This window comes from Micromonospora sp. NPDC047644, from assembly GCF_040704315.1.
Classification (GTDB): Bacteria; Actinomycetota; Actinomycetes; order Mycobacteriales; family Micromonosporaceae; genus Micromonospora.
Window position 1 is genome coordinate 286,902 of sequence record NZ_JBEYSY010000003.1, and the last position, 18,646, is coordinate 305,547.

At 71.9% G+C, this 18,646-nt stretch carries 17 protein-coding genes; 5 read left to right on the forward strand and 12 right to left on the reverse strand.

The annotated features are described in order from the left end of the window. Positions 1 to 50: 50 nt before the first annotated feature. The 12 genes from AB0877_RS07305 to AB0877_RS07360 all read right to left on the reverse strand — a co-directional run bounded on the left by AB0877_RS07305 (position 51) and on the right by AB0877_RS07360 (position 13,799). Positions 51 to 728 (reverse strand): GGDEF domain-containing protein, encoded by a 678-nt coding sequence (locus tag AB0877_RS07305; RefSeq protein WP_366607498.1) that lies wholly within the window; start codon positions 726 to 728, stop codon positions 51 to 53. A 94-nt stretch (positions 729 to 822) separates the two neighbouring features. Further along, positions 823 to 1,737, reverse strand: coding sequence for a MarR family transcriptional regulator (locus AB0877_RS07310; protein WP_366607499.1), 915 nt, complete (start codon positions 1,735 to 1,737; stop codon positions 823 to 825). Positions 1,738 to 1,887: 150 nt separating this feature from the next. After that, complete coding sequence (locus AB0877_RS07315; RefSeq protein ID WP_366607501.1) at positions 1,888 to 2,280, reverse strand: hypothetical protein; 393 nt, start codon at positions 2,278 to 2,280, stop codon at positions 1,888 to 1,890. After that, on the reverse strand, positions 2,277 to 2,936 hold the full coding sequence (locus AB0877_RS07320; RefSeq protein WP_366607503.1) for a hypothetical protein: 660 nt from the start codon (positions 2,934 to 2,936) through the stop codon (positions 2,277 to 2,279). Before AB0877_RS07320 ends, AB0877_RS07315 begins: the two co-directional genes overlap by 4 nt. Positions 2,937 to 3,337: 401 nt before the next feature. Beyond that, positions 3,338 to 4,054, reverse strand: coding sequence for a hypothetical protein (locus AB0877_RS07325; RefSeq protein WP_366607505.1), 717 nt, complete (start codon positions 4,052 to 4,054; stop codon positions 3,338 to 3,340). Positions 4,055 to 4,534: 480 nt separating this feature from the next. Next, positions 4,535 to 5,407: a replication-relaxation family protein gene (locus AB0877_RS07330; RefSeq protein ID WP_366607507.1), complete on the reverse strand. Its 873-nt coding sequence runs from the start codon at positions 5,405 to 5,407 to the stop codon at positions 4,535 to 4,537. A 209-nt stretch (positions 5,408 to 5,616) separates the two neighbouring features. Beyond that, entirely contained in the window at positions 5,617 to 8,136 is a 2,520-nt protein-coding gene (locus AB0877_RS07335) for an ATP-binding protein (RefSeq protein ID WP_366607509.1), read from the reverse strand. Then, positions 8,133 to 9,923 carry a DUF87 domain-containing protein gene (locus AB0877_RS07340; protein ID WP_366607511.1) on the reverse strand — a complete coding sequence of 597 codons (1,791 nt, stop codon included), beginning with the start codon at positions 9,921 to 9,923 and terminating at the stop codon, positions 8,133 to 8,135. The genes AB0877_RS07335 and AB0877_RS07340 overlap by 4 nt, the downstream gene beginning before the upstream one ends. Further along, positions 9,920 to 10,843, reverse strand: coding sequence for a PrgI family protein (locus tag AB0877_RS07345; RefSeq protein ID WP_366607688.1), 924 nt, complete (start codon positions 10,841 to 10,843; stop codon positions 9,920 to 9,922). The genes AB0877_RS07340 and AB0877_RS07345 overlap by 4 nt, the downstream gene beginning before the upstream one ends. 35 nt (positions 10,844 to 10,878) lie before the next feature. Further along, the gene (locus AB0877_RS07350) at positions 10,879 to 11,793 is read right to left on the reverse strand and encodes a conjugal transfer protein TrbL family protein (RefSeq protein WP_366607513.1); all 915 of its coding nucleotides are present in this window, start codon (positions 11,791 to 11,793) and stop codon (positions 10,879 to 10,881) included. A 4-nt stretch (positions 11,794 to 11,797) separates the two neighbouring features. After that, the gene (locus tag AB0877_RS07355) at positions 11,798 to 12,178 is read right to left on the reverse strand and encodes a pilin (protein ID WP_366607515.1); all 381 of its coding nucleotides are present in this window, start codon (positions 12,176 to 12,178) and stop codon (positions 11,798 to 11,800) included. Between the two features lie 742 nt (positions 12,179 to 12,920). Further along, positions 12,921 to 13,799, reverse strand: a complete 879-nt coding sequence (locus AB0877_RS07360) for a hypothetical protein (protein ID WP_366607517.1) — start codon at positions 13,797 to 13,799, stop codon at positions 12,921 to 12,923. Positions 13,800 to 14,632: 833 nt separating this feature from the next. On the opposite strand from AB0877_RS07360, the gene AB0877_RS07365 reads away from it, so the two are divergent. Genes AB0877_RS07365 through AB0877_RS07385 form a run of 5 tightly spaced genes read left to right on the forward strand, consistent with a single transcriptional unit; the run spans position 14,633 to position 18,640 of the window. Continuing rightward, the gene (locus AB0877_RS07365) at positions 14,633 to 15,568 is read left to right on the forward strand and encodes a hypothetical protein (protein ID WP_366607519.1); all 936 of its coding nucleotides are present in this window, start codon (positions 14,633 to 14,635) and stop codon (positions 15,566 to 15,568) included. After that, positions 15,552 to 16,541: a DNA methyltransferase gene (locus tag AB0877_RS07370; protein ID WP_366607520.1), complete on the forward strand. Its 990-nt coding sequence runs from the start codon at positions 15,552 to 15,554 to the stop codon at positions 16,539 to 16,541. The genes AB0877_RS07365 and AB0877_RS07370 overlap by 17 nt, the downstream gene beginning before the upstream one ends. Beyond that, positions 16,538 to 17,404, forward strand: coding sequence for a hypothetical protein (locus tag AB0877_RS07375; protein WP_366607522.1), 867 nt, complete (start codon positions 16,538 to 16,540; stop codon positions 17,402 to 17,404). The genes AB0877_RS07370 and AB0877_RS07375 overlap by 4 nt, the downstream gene beginning before the upstream one ends. Next, complete coding sequence (locus AB0877_RS07380; protein WP_366607524.1) at positions 17,401 to 17,952, forward strand: DNA cytosine methyltransferase; 552 nt, start codon at positions 17,401 to 17,403, stop codon at positions 17,950 to 17,952. The genes AB0877_RS07375 and AB0877_RS07380 overlap by 4 nt, the downstream gene beginning before the upstream one ends. After that, positions 17,921 to 18,640, forward strand: coding sequence for a hypothetical protein (locus tag AB0877_RS07385; RefSeq protein WP_366607526.1), 720 nt, complete (start codon positions 17,921 to 17,923; stop codon positions 18,638 to 18,640). Before AB0877_RS07380 ends, AB0877_RS07385 begins: the two co-directional genes overlap by 32 nt. The last annotated feature ends 6 nt before the right edge of the window (positions 18,641 to 18,646 follow it).

Genomic DNA, 18,646 nt, shown 5'->3' on the forward strand with positions numbered 1-18,646 from the left:
GCGGGGCTTCTGGGGTGCGGGGACGTGGTGTGGTTGGTGCCAGGGGCCGGTTACCGCAGGTCGCGGTAGCGGCGGACGATTCCCGGCGGTGTGGCGTGGTCCGGGTCGTGGGCGCGGACGCCGCTGCGCTGGCGTTTAGCCAGGTACATGGCCTGGTCGGCGGCGTGCAGGAGGTCGCGGGGTAGCATGTCCGGCTCGGTTAGGGCGTAGCCGACGCTGGCGGTGACGATCACCTCCTGCCCGGCGATCTCGTACGGGAGCTCCGAGATGCGCCGGTGGGCGGCCTCCGCGACGGTCTCGACCTCGCCGTCGTCGCCGTGCACGACGACGGCGAACTCGTCGCCGGCGAGATGCGCGGCCAGGGCCACCGACGGCCCGAGGGCCCTCAGGCGGCGTCCGACCTCGCGCAGCAGGTCGTTGCCGTGCTCGTGGCCGTAGGTGTCGTTGACCTGCTTGAACCGGTCCAGGTCGATGAGGACGAGCCCGAGCGGTTCCCCTAGCGAGAACGTGGCCTCGAGGTGGGTCCACAGGGACCGCCGGTTCGGCAGGTCGGTGGTGTCGTTGTGTGTGGCCAGCCGGTGCCAGTAAGACCGGTCACGGTCGCGGGCAGCCAACGCCCGCTGCTGATGGTGAATGATGTGCCGCTGCCGGGCGAGCAGTGCGGCGGCGACGGCGAGACCAGCGAGGACTCCGCCGGCCGCCGTGAGGTAAGAGCTCAGGTGACACACTTGACGTCGCTCCTTCGTGGTTAAGGAGCACCGGGGCGGGCGTGGTTCCGCCAAGTTCGACGCCCGCCCCGGGCTACCAGCGGTAACGGGTCTGCTAGGTGGTTGCCGGGGCGAGTTGAAACGTCGCCGGCTTCTCGACGACCTGAACGGCGACACCGTCGGTGACGAGCTTGTGCACGGCGTTGACGACCGCGCCCGCGCTGGCCTTGGCCGAGTCGGTGCCCTCGTTCGCCAGGTCGACGGCCTTACACAGCTCGCTGGTCTTGAACGGCTGCCCGGGATGGGCTTCGAGCACGTCCAGGATGGCCCCGCGCAGGCTGCCCTTGGACCGGCGCGGCTTCCCGCCACCTGACGCGCTCGGAGCCTCGAATGGGCTGCTGGACGCACCGGTTCCGTCGCTGCTCGCGGGGGCCAGACGGGGCCCGGAGTCTGCCTGACCAGCCCCGTCGGCTGCGCCCGGATTCTCGGCGTCGGCCGGGGAAGCCTCGCCGGCCTCCGCGTGCGTGGTGGTCGGTGCGTCAGGGACGTTGTTCGGGTTGGCGGGTGGGTCCTGTCGGGCTGGCCGACCCGCGACGCCGTCGGGCGTTGGCCGGCGGTCGTCGTCCGGCTGGAGACTGGTCGACTCGTCGCCCGGTCCCGCCACCATGGCGGTGTCCGCCTCCTCTGCCGGCCCGGGGGCGTCGCCCGTACCGTGAGCCTCGTCGGCGTCGTCGTCCGCCACCGCGGGGAGCGGGTCGCGCCTGGCCTCGTTCGTGGTCGCCGGCGGGTCGCCGCTGTCGGTGCTGGTCGCTGTGTTCGGCAGGTGCCGCCAGAGCGTGGGGCCGTCGTCGGCGCGCAACGATTCGGCCTGGCCTGCCGCTGCCAGGGCGCGAAGTCGTTTGGTGGCCGTCGAGTAGCCGACGCCAGCGCGCTGCGCGATCACGGCGGCCGTGTCCTGGCCAAGTTCTGCCAGAGCTGCGGCGACCTTGTCGAGGGCGCTGGCCGTCGCGGTCTGGGTCGTGTTGTCCATGGGTCCTCCCTGTGAGGGCTGTTGCGTCTGCCGGTGTGTCGTGCACTGATCCACGCTTCGACAGCGCCTCGTGATCAAGTGCGGTGACCGCATCTCGGGATGCCATCGACGCTGGGCGCCTGCCAGGCCCGAGCTGATGGAACGGTGCGGCTATGGCTGGCCGAAGACGTGGTCGCAGCGGCTCGGGTCGACCGGTAGCCACGGCAGGCCCCAGCCGATCCGGTACCGCCCGCCGGTGGGCTCTGCGAGGTGGACGCCGCCGCCGAGGGAGACTGGACGGGCGATGGTGAGGGTGTGCCCGTCGAAGCCGACAGTGCGCCAATCGCTGCCGACGTAGGTGGCCATCGCGGTGAACGTCTGGGTAAGGGCGGTCACGGCCTCGTGGTCGAGGGCGAGTTCGAAGCTGCCGTTCCACCAACCGGTCACCGTCGCGAGGTATCCCTTGTGGTAGCGGTGGAAGCTAGGGACCGGTTCGTAGCGCAGCCACCGGCCGGAGAAAACGGCGGTGCTGCCCTGAGGCGGCGTGTAGTAAGGCGTCGTCACCGCTGGCCCTCCTGGTGGTCGGTGCCGTGGGCGGTGGAGGAGGCGCCGAGGTGTCTGGCGGCCGCGACCTTGCGGGCGTTGGACCAAGCGACCCCTGACGCCTGCGCCGACTGGGCGAGCCAGTCGGCCGCGTCCTGCAACCATGCGGGGGCGTCGTCGGCGCCGTCGATGACCTCGCTGTCATCGAGGCTGGCGAGGTGTGCCTGGCGGGCCTGGTCGAGGAGATAGGACCCGATCTGTGCGTGCACCCGGGCGAGCAGCCGAGTGCTTCGATGCAGGTGCCCGATCAGGGACGCGACGTCGGAGGGTGCCGGCAGGGTGAGCAGCGCGCTCAACGGTCCGGTGGCCGTGTGCAACCAGCGGCTGAGGTGCTCGGCGGCGGTGATGGCGCTGCCCAGTCGGGCGGGGTCGTAGGGACCGTCGACGGCGAACAGGCGGCTCATCTCGTCGAGCCAGGTGTTGGTCTCACTGTCGACCGGAAGCGGGTCGACGACCAGGGCAGGCTGGGAGCGTTGCCCGTCGACAGCCGCGCAGATGGGGCTGTTGTCCGCCAGATGCCACCACGGCATGCCCCCGCGGTAGGCGTTGGTCCAGTGCGTCGCGGGTTGGTCTGCCACCGGCTCGTCGCAGACGGGGCAGACCGGAAGTTGAATCATGGAGGGTGTCCCTTCAGGCAGGGTGATGACGGCGACCAGGGCTTGGTCGCCGACGGCTCGGTGAGGTGCGAGGGGTTGGTGCCGGCGCTCGCCGGCTCACGCGCAAGAGGGAAAGGGCGGCCGTCTCGCCGGCCGACAGCGCATCACCGCCCCTGCCAGGGGGCGGCTGGCATGCCGGGGGCGAGATGCGGCGGCTCGCGGGGTTTCTGCCGACGCCGTGAGCCGGTCGCCGGGATGGTGAGCGGGGCGGTGGGTCAGTGCGTGCGGGGAACCCGAAGCTGCGCGATGAGGTACGCGTGAACGGCTAGCGGCGGCACTGCGGCGCGGGACGCAGGCGCTGACCTTGTGGAGCAGGACCGATGACGGGCCCGTCGGGTGTGTCTCCTTCTTGGCCGGCTCCGTCAGAGCGTGACCGCGAGCAGTCGCTGGTCGGGATCGATGGCGTCGAGCAGCCGGTTGGCCTGTTCGAGGTAGGTCACCCGGTCGGCCATGGCGTCGCTGGCCGGAGCCAGCTTCGCCCCTTCGGCGGTGATCAGCGCGTCGCCCGCCAGGGCGGTCAGGGCACTGTGGTGCTGGTAGGCCATACAGCCGGCCTGGTACATCTCCAGTTCGCTGAGACGGATCTGCCCGGCGCCGTAGCTGGCGGCGTTGTGCATCCGGATGGCGTTGACACGGGGCTGATGGGTGAAGTCCGCCACGGCCGTGTCCCACGGGTACTGCTGCGGGTCCGCCAGGTGGCGGGCCTCATAGACATGCCACGCAGTGGCATTGCGGGTGCCGTGCACGGCGCGGCTGAACACCTGATGGCGGATGCCCGCCCCGACACCGGCGGCGTGGCGCATGCCGGTCAGGTCGAGCAGCCGCGCTGGTCCGCCTGCGCAGTAGGCCGGGCGACCCTTGCGCAGTGCGAACATCTGGCTGCGCTGCCACAGGTGCAGGGCGGGGCTGGCCCAGAAGCGGGGCGACAGCGTGCCCTGCACGCCGAAGTTGCGGTCAAGGTGGTGTGCGGTCAGGGACTCGCGGGGCAGGTCGCCCGGCACGCAGACGATCATGGTGCGGATCGTCGCCGTCGGTGTTACAGCAGGCTCGGTGGCCTTCCGGGTCGAGTTCTTGGGCATGAGTGGTCCTCCTTGTGAATGGGCGCATCAGGGCGCGCGGAGATGACCGGCCCACTGGGTGCGTGGGTCGGTTGCGGGAGAGGTTTGGTGCGGGTTGGTGCGGTGCGACCTGGGGTCGCCGCGCGGCGCGGCGCCGACCGGCCCCGGCGGGGGCGGGTGGGCGAGGCGCACCGGTAGGTGCGGCGGTGGTTCCGAGGTGGGACCGGACCGGGGTGGAGATATATGAGGGGGCGTTAGTGCCGTGAACGGTAGCGGCCTGTTCTGTCAGACCGATCCGACGAGTTGATCGCCGCAGAGTGGGATTGACCTGCGCTGTGAGCCATTCCGTCTCGTGGCGGAGCCCTCATCGGCGCAGACGCTGTGAGCCTTCACGACTCTCACAGGCGATCTTGTTCGCTGACAGACGTCGGCGACGGTAGTCGGCCTGCCGGAGGTGCTCACTCTGGCAGGGTGTCGGCGCGCTGGCCTGCGGTGTGACTTCTACAGGTCGAAGCGCCGCGGGTTGGTGATCGTGTCGGGCCCGTGGTCGCAGGGCAGCTCGTGCAGGTACCGCCGGTGGGTGGGGTCCGAGACGAGGGTCCAGACTCTGCCGGCGGGGTCGGGGCCGTGGACGGCGGTGGCGATCGGGCTGGCGGTGCGCAGCCCGGCGAGCACTGCGAGGAGGCTGGCCTCGCGGCGCCCGCTGGGGACCCAGAACAGCACGGGGTAGCGGGGGCCGAAGGTGGTGAGGCGTTCGTAGCCGCGCAGCTTGGCCACGACCCGGGCGAGGTTCTCAGTGTCGTTGTCGTGCTCGAGGAAGAAGCCGGTCGAGGTAGCGCCGACAGTCCACACGCCGTGCCCGTCAGGGCGGATGCCGGCCTGGGCGTAGACGGTGGTGGCGTGCTGCTCGGACCACCAGCGCGACAGCCGGGCGTCGGGCGTCTGGCGGGCGGTGGCGATGAGGTCGGTGAAGAACTGGTTGACGCCGAGCAGGTGATTGACCTGGCCGCTGGCGGCGATCCGCTTGGCCCGCTCCAGGGAGCTGCGTGGTGCCTTGCCGCCGGTGCCGGTGGGATCGTGGAAAGCGGTGGGGTGTAGCTGCAGTCCGACGGGGCCGAGGGTGTAGAGCAGCGACCCGTACCGGCCGTGGGCGCCGCTGCGGCCGAATCGGTGCAGCACGTCGAGGCGGTGCAGGATCGTCAGCCGCCGTTGGGCGGTGCGCCGGGTGTCGAAGAAGGCGCTGGTGATCTGGTCGGTGGACAGCAGGTAGTGCTCGGCGAGCAGGGTCAGGAGGGCGTGGTCGCGGGGAACGATGCGACTGAAGACGGCGAGGGGATCGGGGTTGCGGGAGGCGGGGGGTACACGGGAGTACACGACGGTCGCTCCTGGGCAGGATGGGTTCCCCTCTCGATCGGGAGGGGTGTCTGGAATGAGGGGGGTCGGTGCGGAGGGCCTGTCAGGGCCGTGTGCGGCACTGACGGCACAGGTCAGAGCTGTGCTGCGGATGCTCGGCGGTCACCGGCGGCGAGCCCGGTGATGAGCCGGTGCGGGACCCGGGTGACGCCACCGTCTGACAGAGACAGTTAGCTCCGATCAATCTTCGGACGGGAGCGACGCTGTTCGGGTCTGCGGCTGAGTCGTTCGACGAGGTCGTCGACAGCGCTGGTGTCCTGGCTCGGTACCGCCGCGGCGGCGGCCCGGCGAATGGCGGTCGCTTCGCCGACGATCGGTTTCGGCGGGCGGGTCTTCATCGTGAATGCCGGGGTCTGGCGGCCGTTGACGACCAGCCGCGCGGCGGCGGTGTACGCGTCGAGGTGGGCGAGGTCGTGCTCACCCAGTTCCGGCAGGGTGTGCCGGGACAGCACCTTCGCGTCTTCCGGCGCCACGGTGAAATAGATCTTGTTGCGGGCGTTGGCCGACGCGGCGGCGAGTAGGTCGCGGGGGAACTGGGCCAGGTCCTGGTGGGCGAGCACGAGCGACAGCCGGTACTTGCGGGCTTCGGCGAGCATCGTGTCGAGGGAGTTGGCCAGGGTCAGGAAGTTCTGGGCTTCGTCGATGATCAGGGTCGCGTCGCGGCGCCGGTCAGGGTCGACGCCGGCGCGGGCGGTGGTGGCCTGCCACACCTGCGCGAGGATCAGGGAGCCGAGCAGCCGGCTGGTGTCCTCGCCGAGCACGCCCTTGGGGATGCGGACGAGCAGCACCCCGCCGTCGAGGATCCGGCCCATGTCGAAGCTCGATTTGGGGTAGCGCATGGTGCGTTTGACGAAGTCGCGCAGCAGGAACGCGCGCAGCCGGGCGAGGACCGGTCCGATGACCTGTGAGCGGAGGCTGTCGTTGAGGCTGTCGTACCACTGCCAGAAGCCGCTGAGCCCGGCCGGGTCGTCCAGGTCCACCGTCATCGCCGAGCGGAACTGGGGGCTGTTGAGCAGCGGGGGGATGTGTTGCAGGGTGACGTTGTTGTGGCGCAGCAGGGTCAGGCAGGCCACCCGCATGACGTCGTCCATCCGCGGTCCCCACGCCTTGGCGAAGATGTTCCCGAAGATCGACACGAGGTTGTCGACGACCAGGTCGGGGTCGTCGCCTTCGAGGGGGTTGAGCGTCGGCGGGTTGTCCTGGTCGGGGTCGAAGAGCACGACGCGGTCGGCGACGGTAGCGGGGAGCCGGTCGAGGATGTCCAGGACGAGGTCGCCGTGCGGGTCGATGACGACGGTGCCGCGGCCGGCTTTGATGTCGTCGAGGGCCATGTTGACCAGCAGGGTGGTCTTGCCGGAGCCCGTGGAACCGATCACATGCAGGTGATACCTCGCGTCCGCCACCGACAGCCCGACACTGTGGCCGCCGATTTCGGCGTCGCCGAGCATCTTCACCCCACGCCCGCCGCCGGGGACGGCGACCGGTGCGGGCATGGACGCGGCCCGCGCCCGGCCGAGGCCGGGCACGGCGAGGTCTTGCGGCAGGGCGGCGAGAGCGGCGAGTTCCGGGGCGGAGGTGAGGAATCCGGGTCCGAGGCGGCGGGCGGCGAGGACGGCCACCGGTGCTCGCATCCGGGCGCGGTGGCTGAGCCGGTTGCGACCGGTGTGGATGGCGAACGCCGAGGCGAGGGTGTCCGCGATGCCCCGCAGCCGGGCGGTCGGGTCGGCGCCGGGGCGCTGGTTGGTGGTGGCGACGGCGTAGCGGATGCCGGTCTGCCACAGCGGGTGTGCTGTCTTGTCGAGGATCGCCCGGACGTCGCGCTCGACGGTGGGATCCCGACGGGACGCGGGCGCCGTAGTACGGGCGGTGCTACCGCTGCCGGGCAGGAACGCGTCCAGTAGCCAGAGCAGCGGCGCGGCCGGGTTGATCGCCGGTACGGCGGTGGTGCCGGCCCGGAGCCGCCCGGCCGCGCGGCGGGCCCGCATTACCCGTCGGGGTGTGGCCGGGCGGGCGAGGATCTGCACGCAGGCGTACTCGCGGGGTGTGAGCTGAGCGCCGGCGGCCATCAGCGGGCGCAGCGGGTCAGTGTCGTGGTCGGTGGCCAGCGGCAGCCACTCCGCGTACACGGGCAGCAGGTGTCCACCAGCCGCGGGGTGCGCGTCCAGGGGGATCGGCGGCGGGGGGTTGTCGTCGGTGGTGGTGGCCGAGCTGGGCCACGCCGCCCGCACCGCGGCCTCGACCGCCCCCGGTGGAACGGTGCCGGGAACCCAGATCGAGATGAGCAGTTGCCGGCCGGACCACGTGTACTGCCACACGACGTGCGGGGCGCCGTGCAGCAGGCGCCGCCGCCGGGACGGGGTCAGCACGCCGGCCAGGTTCGCCCACAACGCTGGTGCGCTGTGCGGGTCGACTTCCGGCGGCGGTGCGATCGTCACGAGGCGCGCGCCGCGGGCGTGGTGGCGGTGCCGCCCGATCTCGACCAGGTTGCGGACCGCGATCCACCCGATCAGCCCGCCAGCGGCGACAGCCGCCAGCCACGGCCGCTGTGTGGCCCACACGGCCGCGTCAACCAGCGCAGCCGCTGCTCCAGTGGGGGGCGGAATGGGGCCGGCGCCCGGCCCGATGGTGGGGCCGGGCGCCGATGTCGGTGACAGGAGCGCGGAGCTGAGGGCTTCGGTCGGTGGTGTCATAGATCGCCCTCCTCCTCGTCGAGGTCGGCCAGCTCGACCGGATCAGTAGTGCACAAGGCGTGCTCCGCGTCGGAGGCGATCGACTCGAAGCTGGTCCTGCTCGCCCCGGAGATCAGCAGCCCTTGGCCACGGCGGGCCGCCAGCAGCAGCCGCCGTTCACCGTCGGTGAGCCCGAACGCCTCGCCGACGGCGTCAATGGCCTGCGGCGCCTGCCGCAGCAACACCTGGGTGGAGGCGTTGGACACCACCGCCTGGCCGAGGTCGGTGCTCAGCACGTCGGCGGCGTCCTGGGTGATGACCGTCAGCCCGGCGTTGCGCTTGCGTGCTGCCTTCGACATGCGGAACAGGAAGCGGGCGCCTTCGCCGTCGCGCATCAGCAGCCACGCCTCGTCGACCACCACGAGCCGCCGCCGCGACGGGCGTTGCGGGGCGTCGACGGTGCGCCAGATCGAGTCCAGCGCGAGCAGGGTGCCGACGGTGCGCAGTTCGTCGGGCAGATGCCGCAGCGACCACACGACCAGGTGTCCGACCGGTGCCTGGGTGGTGGGTGCGTCGAACAGGTCGGCGAAGCTGCCCTGCACCCACGGCGCGAGCCGGGCGGCCAGCGTCGCGGCGGCCGGGTCGTCGTCGGCGCGCAGCGTGGCGGCCAGGTCGCGTAACAGCGGCGCGGGCCGGTGGTGCGTGGCCGGGTCGGCGGTGATCCCGGCGGCCCGGTAGACGGCGAGGATGGCCCGGTCCAGCGCGGCGCGCTCCGCCGGTGGCGGCTGGTGCCCGAGGAGCACGCTGACCAGGGTGTGCAGGAACAGGGCGCGGCGGGTCAGCGTGTCGGGACGCCGGTCGCCGACTGGCAGGTCCAGGGGGTTGATCTTCACGCCGGGCAGGCCCAACCGGACGATGCTGCCGCCGACCGCGTCGGCCAGTCGCAGGTACTCGTCCTCGGGGTCCACCACCGCGACCTGCACACCCTGGTAGAGGTTGCGCAGGATCTCCAGCTTCACGAAGTACGACTTCCCAGCCCCGGAGCGGGCCAGGACGATCGAGTTGTGGTTCTCCTGCGTCCAGCGGTCCCACCAGACAATCCCCGAACTGGCGGGGTTGATCCCGTAGAGGACACCGCCGGTGGCCGGCGGGTCGCCGGGCAGCGGCGCGGGCAGGTCCGGGCTCGACAGCGGAAACGCGGCCGCGAGCGCCTGGGTGTCCATCGTGCGCGGCATCCGCAGCCCATCCGTCGCGAGGGGCAGGGTGGTGGTCCAGCCGGAAAGCTGCCGCCACGTCGCGGGCTGCACTTCGAGAAGGGTGGACGCGGCGGCGGCCCGGACCTGCGCGCACGCCTGCAGTAGTTCGTCTTCGGTGCGGGCGTGCACGGTCAGGTACAGGCCGACGCGGAACAGCTTCGCCGCGCCTCGGGCCAGCCGCTCGGCTAGGTCACCGGCGTCGTGGGCGGCGGCATCGACGTAGGGGTCGGCGAGCTTGCCGCGTTCGGAGTCGGCGCGTCGGGAGGACTCCAGCCGTGCTCGTTGTTTGCGGAGCCGGTCGGCGGCGATCGGGGCCGGCAGCGGCTCGATGTGCAATGCGAGGTCGAGCCGGCCCGGCCAGGACAGCAGCGGCTCCAGCCACGCCGGGCCCACCTCGGCCGGGTATCCGGTCACCACGAGGGTGGCGGCGAAGCCGTCGCCCACGCGCAGCCACCGGGGTGTGACCTCAACGGTGGCCGGCGTGACCGCCGATGCCAGTGAGCCCGGCCGCGGCGGTGCGCCGTCGTCGCCGGGTCGTCTGTTCCTGATCATGGTTGGCTCCTTGTTTTGCGGGTGGGGGCGGCGGCGGTGATGACGGCGTCGGGTGCGGCCAGGCCGCCGGGACACGGCGGGCGGTACGGGTCGGCGGCGCCGGCCAGGGCGGCGGTGACCGCCGAGCCGTCCAGCACCCGCGGACTGACGCCGAGGCCGGCCAACGCCCGCACCGTGTCCTCGGCTCGCCGCCGCGCGGCATGCGCCCGCTCGCCGGCCGGCGAGCGGGTGACGACCAGGACCTGCCGGCGCAGCGGGTCCCGGCGGGCGGCGAGGTCGCCGAGAAACTCGGCGTGGTCGGCGCACGCCGCGCGCAGCCGTGGATGCGGCTGGGCGTCCGCGCCGGTGGCGAGGGCCCGGCTGTGGGAGGCCAGGTCAACCGGTTGCGCGGACACGACGATCTGCGTCGGTGTCGACAGGCTGTTGAGCCACCGCCCCCACCCCTCGATCAGGGCCGTCTGCTCTGCGGGCGTGCGCAGCGCGAGGTTCACCGTGGTGGTGCCGACGATCGCCGCCCGCGTGCCACCGAGACTGATCTCCCCGTCGTCGTCGATGGCGTCGGCGGGCAGCCGCAACGGCGCCGGCAGCGGCATCCGGCCGCTGGTGGGGGTCTCGACCCAATCCGGCGTCCCGGTGTGCGCCGCGACGGTGGCGGTGGACAGTGACCGGGGGGTGCGGGTGTGGCGGATCGCGTGCAGCAGCCACACGTCCATGGACAGGCCGTCACGTCGGCCGAGCGCCAGGCCGATAAGCAGCCCGCCGAGGACCACACCAGCACCGATGAACACCGGCGCCGGCACGACGCCGTGCAGTGTGCGCCATGCGGCGTAGAACACAAGCGCGCCGGTGGCGATGATTGCCAGCTGGTGGAACGTCAGCCCGTAGGCGACCTTGTCGGGGGCGTCGACGTCGGAGGGCATCCGTGCCCTCAACGGCGCTTCGGGATCAGGCCGGGTCATCTGATGGTCCTCCGAAGGGTGTTCAGGCCGGGGACGGTGCGGGCGAGCTGTTGCACCACGACGACGCGGACGACCGCGCCGAGCATGGTGCTTGTGCCGCGTCCGGTCTGGCCCGCCCAGCGGGCCAACAGTGTGGGGATCTTGACGGTGGTCCACAGCAGCACCACCACGACCAGGAGGTTCAGCGTGCCGCCCGGGTCGACGGGCAGTCCGAACACGGGCAGCATGGTCGCCGGGTCGAGCAGTGTCTGCTGCCCCGCGGTGAGGAAGAACGCCTGCGCCACGGGGATCGCCAGGCATCCGGCGTAGGCGCGCCACCACAGCCGGGCGAGACCGTCGGTCTGCGGCAGCGCGTGGCAGGCCAGCGCCAGCGGCGCGATGCTCGTCATCACCAGCAGCGCCACGAACCGGCCGATCAGCTGAAACGCAGCCGTCACGACCAGAACGGTGATGAGCAGGATCAGGATGAGGAACAACAGCGGGACGGCGCGGTCCTGTGCCGCCGCGAGGTGGGTGCGGATCGCGGTGAACGCGCCGTCGCCGTCGTAGCCGCCCTCGCTGATCGCCGCGGTCAGGGCGTTGGCCACATCGATGAGCTGGTCGCAGGCCAACTGGGAGAAGTGCGCGGCGGTGAACCCGACGACCAGCCGCGGGAGGAGGTCCTTGACCGTGTACCGGGACTGTTCGTCGCCGCCGGCGACCATGACGAGCACGCCGGCGGCGACGAACGCCAACACGAAGACGGAGTCCACGATCCAGACCGACCGGCCGGTGAGCGCCTGCACCTGCGGCAGCACGGTGACCTTCGGGGCGGTGAGCAGAATGCCGGTGATCAGGTCGAAGATCGCGTTGAGGCAGGCCAGGATCGCCGCGGTGAGCCAATCAAGAACCTGGTCGAGGACCCATCCCATGAGGTCAGCCCCCCACGATGCCCCGGACGACCTGCAGCAAGATCGGTGCGAGGACGGCCAGGCCGTAGCCGAGCAACGCGTTGCGCAGGGCGAGCTTGGCCTTCTCGACCTGCGACGGGTCACCACCGGCGGTGGCCCAGTAAACGCCGGCCAGAACGAGGAAGAGGGTCGCGACGGCGGCAAGGATGCCCATGACCCAGGCCTGCAGGTTGGCGATCACCACCGGCAGGGAGTTCGCCGTCAGGTAGACGGCGGCGCTCGGATCGGCATACGCGGCGGCCGGGACGGCCAGTGACAGGCCGACGCCGACCAGCGGGACGGCCGCACGGAGGGTGAGACGAACGACTCGCGGTGTTCGGAGAGTGTGCTGTGGAGTGCGGGACATGGCGGTTTCTCCTCCCGCCGCCGCCGATCACGAAGACGCGTGACCGGGGCGGCGATTGCTCGAAGCGGTCAGGTGGGACCGCCGCCGGGCGCACGAGAGCAATGCGGGAACCGCGTGAGCCCCGAGAGGAGCTGGTCCTCCCTCATGGGTGGTTTGCGGTCATCAATGTGGTGTCAGCGCATCAACTGGCGCGGCACCCGAGGCGCGCGGATCGCGGCTACTCGTGTCGCCCGGCGGCGGGCGGGACCGGCGAGCGGTACAGCTCGCTGAAAGTCCCGCACCCCCAAACCGGGATTCGTGAGCCCTGGCGAACACTTGCCGCGCTCACCCCGGTCCGGGCACGGCTCACAGCACAGGTCAGGATCTTTCACCGCCGACAGCGCGGCCCACGGGCGAAGACTCACAGCCGGACCAAGACGGGCTTTCTGTCGGCGCTGCGAGTGCCGCTGGCGCTCACAGCTCTTGACACGGCAGCGTCGGTTCGCCCGCTCCGGTGCTACAGACGCTGGCGGACAGGTTGTGATCGTCGGAGCGGAGGACACGGCCGAGCGGCGCCCGGGCGGCAGGACGTAACGGCGGGGCAGGTCGGACTGGCAGTCCCGCACCGGTTCTCTCGTCGCTCTGCTGCCAGCGCAGCGCGGTGCCTTAGGAGCAAGCTCCCTACTGGATACGGGTGCTCGGCACGCGGGCACGGCTGTGGCCCGACGTGCACCGTCGGGCCACAGCCGTGCCGGGGTGGCCGTCAGGCGGCCGCCGCGGAGTGCTGCCGGGTGGCTTCGCGATGGGCGGCCGCGGCGCGTCCCGCGCGGCGACGGCCGCGCTGCTCGGCCTGCTGCCGCAGTCGCGCCGTAGTCTCCGGCGACGCGACCCCGGTCAGCAGCCCGTCCGCGAGAGCCTCGACGATGCGGCTGTCGATGCGGGACAGCCGCATGCGCAGGGCGTCGACGCTGACGCCATTGCTCGCGGCTATGGGCTCGATCGCCCGGCGACCGAGCCGCACGTCGATGTAGGGCTGCTCGTCCTCGGGGTCGAGGATCCCGAGGGTCACCGCGCGGCGGACCAGGAGGTCCGGATGCCCGTACGGCACCGGCGGGGTGCGGGAGCCGGCAACGAGGTGCTCGATGTCCTGCACCGGCAGGTACTCACGCTGCTGCAGCCGCTGGTCCCGTCCGGCTCGCCACGCCGCCTTGCACAGGCTCGCGTACGGCGCGGGTTTGGTCAGGTCCGCCCGGTCGCGAAGCGCGGTCAGGAACCCGGTCAGGATCTCGGCGTCGATATCCGCGGGGTCGCCGGTGTAGCCCTCGCACAGCTGCGCCGCGTATTGCTGTAGCGCCGGCATCGCCATGCCGACCGCGGCGATGACCCAGTGTGGCCCGTCGAGGCGGGCGCGTCGGATCAGCTCCCGCCATACCTCGTCACGCGCCGTGTAAGCGCGGGGGTGGCGCAACAGCCAGTCCCGCAGCGCGGGCAGCGGCATCACCGGCTGCGGCAGACGCGCGTCGGAGAAGAATGCCGTGCAATTGAGGGCCAGCGGCGCGGGCTCGCAGGTCAGCGCGGCGTAGGTGGTCGCCGCCGCGTCGAGGGCCGATGCTGGCCAGATCGTCGGGTCGGACGCGCTCATGTCAACACTCCTGTGACACCGAAGGGATGCGAATGCCGTCGCCGGCGTGGTCACGGCGATCGGTGGCATCGATTGCGCCACAGAGGGCTCACACCGAACTGACAGAGCTGCCCAGGGCGCTGTCCGTCGCCCTCGACCCCGGGGCTCTGTCAGTGGCCCGCCCGCCCGCGCGCCATCACCGCTGATCGTTGGCCGAGGGTCTGACAAAGGTCGGTTGACCTGCCCTGTGACACCCTGACAGTGCCTGTGGCCGCGCGGCTCGAGGGTGTTGGCACGGGCTCAGTCCGCGACCCGCGAGACGGCGCGGACGACCGCACAGGGGACCCACCTGTTCTCCTGTGACAACCGGGGTCGGCTCACAGCGCCCCTGTCACCCGCTCGCCGGGGACGGGCCCCGCGCGGGCTGCGGACGTACCTGTGACAAGTCCCGGGCAGGTTGTCACCGCTCGACATCCCGACCCGGTGACAAGCGGCGCCGCGCCCATGACAACGGCATCGCACACAGAACGCTCGGCGACCTCTCACAGTGCCGGTCGACGTCGACGCCAGGGGCGTTCTCGCCGGCCGGCGTCGGCACGGTCAGTGCCTTTCTGTCAGTAAGCCAGCGTCACTGACAGAAGTGAGTAGGGACGAAGTCGGTCCCGTCGAGGTAGCGCTTCTGCCGATGGCTGCCGCCACGTCCCACGCATCAGACAGGACCACGAAAAGCGGAACAAGTCGATGCCGGGTCGCGCGCGGTGAGCGGCTGTGGGTTCGGCGAGTGTTCGCTGAGGCTCACAAAACCCGATTTGGGGATGTCAGCGCTTCACGGCGCGGCGCGGAGCCGACAGCACATGAGCGAGCACACGCCGTACCCGCACCAACCGGCCGAGCACAGCGAGCCGGCCGACTCCACCCTCATCGACATGATCGCCGGCGACCCGCCGGTACCGATCACGGTCTGGCGCACCGCCCGTACCGGCGCCGACCCGCACTCCAGCCTGCCTACCCGTCTGGCCTACCGCCTCGTCGCGGCCTACAGCCGGCCCGGGGAGGCGGTGGTCGACCTCACCACCGACCACGTCCTCGCACCGATCTGCGCCCAGGGTCGTCGCCAGCACCACCGCGCCTGGTTCACCGACAGCTCCAGTCTGATCATCGGGCCCGCCACCGCCGGCTCGCCGGCGCCCACGACCGCAACCAACCCACTTACCGCGCCCGGCGAGCCGGAGGCCGGCGACGTGCAGGACCCGCCCGAGTTGGTCGACTGGTTCGGCGACGACCTCACCGACCCCGACCTGCCCGGTGCCGACGCCGCAGTCGTCAGGCCGCCCGACGGCGGCGCGCTGGACGCGGCCACCAGCCTGCTGGTCGCCTGCTGGCCGCTGCACGAGGCGGGCACGACGGCCCGGGTCCGCCTCGCCTGGCTCCTCGCCGCCGGCGGGCGGTTGCTGCGCCCCGGCGGCTGCCTCGTCCTCGTCGTCGGCGTCCCCGCCGGCAGGCAGCCCACGCCGGAGGACTTCGGGCCGCTTGTGGCCGCCGCCTCCGCGGCGGGACTGGGCTACCTGCAGCACATCGTCGCCGTCGAGGCCGATACCGGCGGTGACCAGTTCGTCTACTACCACGGCACCGACGAGGAACTGCTCACCCTGGCCCACGCCAACCCCGAGCAGTGGTCGGTCGCCCACGTGCGGGTGCACGCCGACCTGATGGTCTTCATCCCACACCCGGCTTCTGCCGCCGGAGCGGGACGGCGCCGTGGTCGCGACGGCGGTGAGCGCCGTGCCTGAGCACACCACCGGACAGTTCGACCCCCAAAGGCCGGACACCAACGGCCCCGCCGGCAACGAGGACTACCCGGGCCTGGCTGGCGAGTACGAAGACTGCCGCCACGTCGCCGCCGACGGCCTGTCCGTCTGGGCTACCGCCCAGTCGACCGGCCCCGTCCAGCGCCGCGGCCGGTACGTGCCGGAATCGGTCAAGCATCCCGCCCGGATGTTGCCCGCGATCGCCGCCCACGCGATCGCCGCCTACACCGAGCCCGGCGATCTGGTCCTGGACCCGATGTGCGGCATCGGCACCACCCTGGTCGAGGCCGTCCACGCCGGCCGCGACGCCTTCGGCATCGAATACGAGCCGCAGTGGTCAAACATCGCCGACGCCAACATCCGCCACGCCCACGACCAGGGCGCCACCGGATGCGCATCGGTCATCCGCGGCGACGCGACCCGGCTGATGTCCCTGGTGCCGAAGGCCCTCACCGGGCAGGTGGCGCTCGTGGTCACCTCACCGCCGTACGGGCCGACCGTCCATGGCCTCGTCCGCCCCGGCGCGGACGGGGTCGTCAAGTACGACGACCGGTACAACGACGGCGAGGACAAGGGCAATCTCGCCTACCGCGACCTGACCGGTCTCACCGACGGCTTCGCGGAGATCCTGCGCGGCTGCGCCACCCTGCTACGACCCGGCGGCGCCGTTGTGGTCACCGCCCGCCCGTGGCGCAAGCGCGGCGAGCTGGTCGACCTGCCCAGCGCCGTCATCGCCGCTGGCCTACGTGCCGGACTCGTGCCGACCGAGCGGTGCGTCGCCCTCCTCGCCGCCGTCCGTGACGGGCACCTCGTCGCCCGGCCGTCGTTCTTCCAACTCCAACAGGTCCGCAAGGCCCGCTCGTCCGGGGTGCCGATGCACCTTATCGCTCACGAAGACGTTCTGATCTTCGCCAAGACGCGCACGCCTGAGGGCGGATCCGGGGTGGTCGCATGAGCCCACCCACTTACCGCTACCTGTCCCTGGGCGCCGGCGTGCAGAGCTCCACACTCCTGCTGCTCGCCGCCCAAGGCGCGATCCCCGGGTTCGAGGCGGCGATCTTCGCCGACACCGGCTGGGAGCCGACTGTGGTCTACCGGCACCTGGACCGCCTGACCGGCATCGCCGAGCGGGCCGGAATCGCAGTGGTGCGCGTCAGCGCCGGTGACATCCGAGCTGACGCGCTCGACCCACGCCACCGGTTCGCCTCCATGCCCCTGTTCACTCTCGGCCCGAACGGTGAGCGGGGGATGGCCCGCCGGCAGTGCACCTCCGAATACAAGATCAAACCCATCAAGGCTGAGGTGCGGCGCCGGCTGGGCTACCCCCACCCGAGGCGCGTCCCGGCAGGGGTCCGGGCGGAGGTCGCGATCGGGATCAGCCTCGACGAGATCGGTCGGGCCCGCGACTCCGACGTCGCCTACATGCACAACGTGCACCCGCTGCTCGACGTCGGTTGGCGGCGCACCGACTGCCTGCGCTTCCTGGCCGAGCACGGCCTCGCGGACACCCCGAAGTCGTCGTGCGTGGGCTGCCCGTTCCACGACGACGGCTTCTGGTTCGCCCTGCGTGAGCACAGCCCGCAGGAGTGGGCCGACGCCGTCGCCTTCGACCGGTCCATCCGCAACGGCTCCGCCCGGGCCACCGCCGACGGACACCCCTTGCGCGGCCAGTTCTTCCTGCACCGGCAGCGAGTACCGCTTGACGAGGTACAGCTGCGCCCCCGTTCCCAACCCGAAGACGCGCCTGGCTGTGGCCCCTGGTCCTGCCCGAACGGTGAGCCGGTGACAGGCGACGCCGGGCGCGGGGAGGTGACGTGAGCAGTGCCCACACCACCGCCCCCCGCATCGGATCGCTGTGCACCGGCTACGGCGGCCTCGACCTGGCCGTCGAGCTGGTGCTCGGCGGCCAGCTCACCTGGTACGCCGAGACCGATCGGCACGCCCGCACCGTCTGCGAGCATCACTGGCCCGGCGTGCCCAACCTCGGCGACATCCGCACCGTCGACTGGACCCGCGTCGAGCCCGTCGACGTCCTTACCGCCGGGTTCCCGTGCCAGGACATTTCCAACGCCGGCAAACGCGCCGGCATCACCGGGACGCACTCCAGCCTGTGGAGTTCGATCGCCGACGCCGTTCGCGTCCTTCGACCGCCGCTCGTGTTCGTGGAGAACGTCGCCGCCCTCCTGCGGCGAGGATTCGACGTCGTCGAAGCTGACCTGGCCGCGATCGGGTACGACACGAGCTGGCTATGCCTACGCGCGTCCGACGTCGGCGCCGCCCACCGCCGCGACCGGCTGTTTCTGCTGGCCACACCCAGCGCACAGCGGGGCGGAGGTGCGGACGCTGCCGACACCGTGCGCCCGTGACGGCAAAGGCCCCGGCCACCAGCACGGCCTGCCCGACCTCATCGAACCGTCGGGATCCACGCACGGCTTCCTACCCACCACCGCGGAGCGCACCGTTCAGCACGCGCACACCGACGCCGAACGGTTGCTGCCCACACCGAGAGCGAGTGACACCGGCACGCCCGGACGACGCGCGGGCGCCGGGTTCCGGCCCCCGCTGTCTCAGGTGCTGCTGCCCACCCCCAGGGCCACCGACGGCGAGAAGGGCTGCCCAGGGCAGCGCGGCTCGCACGGAGACCTCACCCTCCCCTCCGCGGCGGTGCGGGTCCCGGCCCGGATCCTGCCAACCCCGCGCGCGTCCGATGGGCGCGGCCCCGGGCGCCACGGCGACGGCGGCCCGGACCTGCGCACCACCATCGCCGCCCTCGGGCAGCCCGACGAGCAGCGGTGGGGCGGCTATGCCCCGGCCGTCGCCCGCTGGGAGTTGCTGCTCGGCCGCCCCGCGCCCGAACCCACGCAAACCGGCCGGCACGGCAAGCCGGTCCTCGCGCCGCCGTTCGTGGAGTGGCTCATGGGCCTGCCCGAGCACTGGGTTACCGACCGCACCCTCGGGTTGCCCCGCACCGCCGCACTGCGGGTCCTCGGCAACGGCGTCGTCCCCGCCCAAGCGGCGACTGCCCTGCGACTTTTGCTCTGCCAGCACACCTAGCCCCTG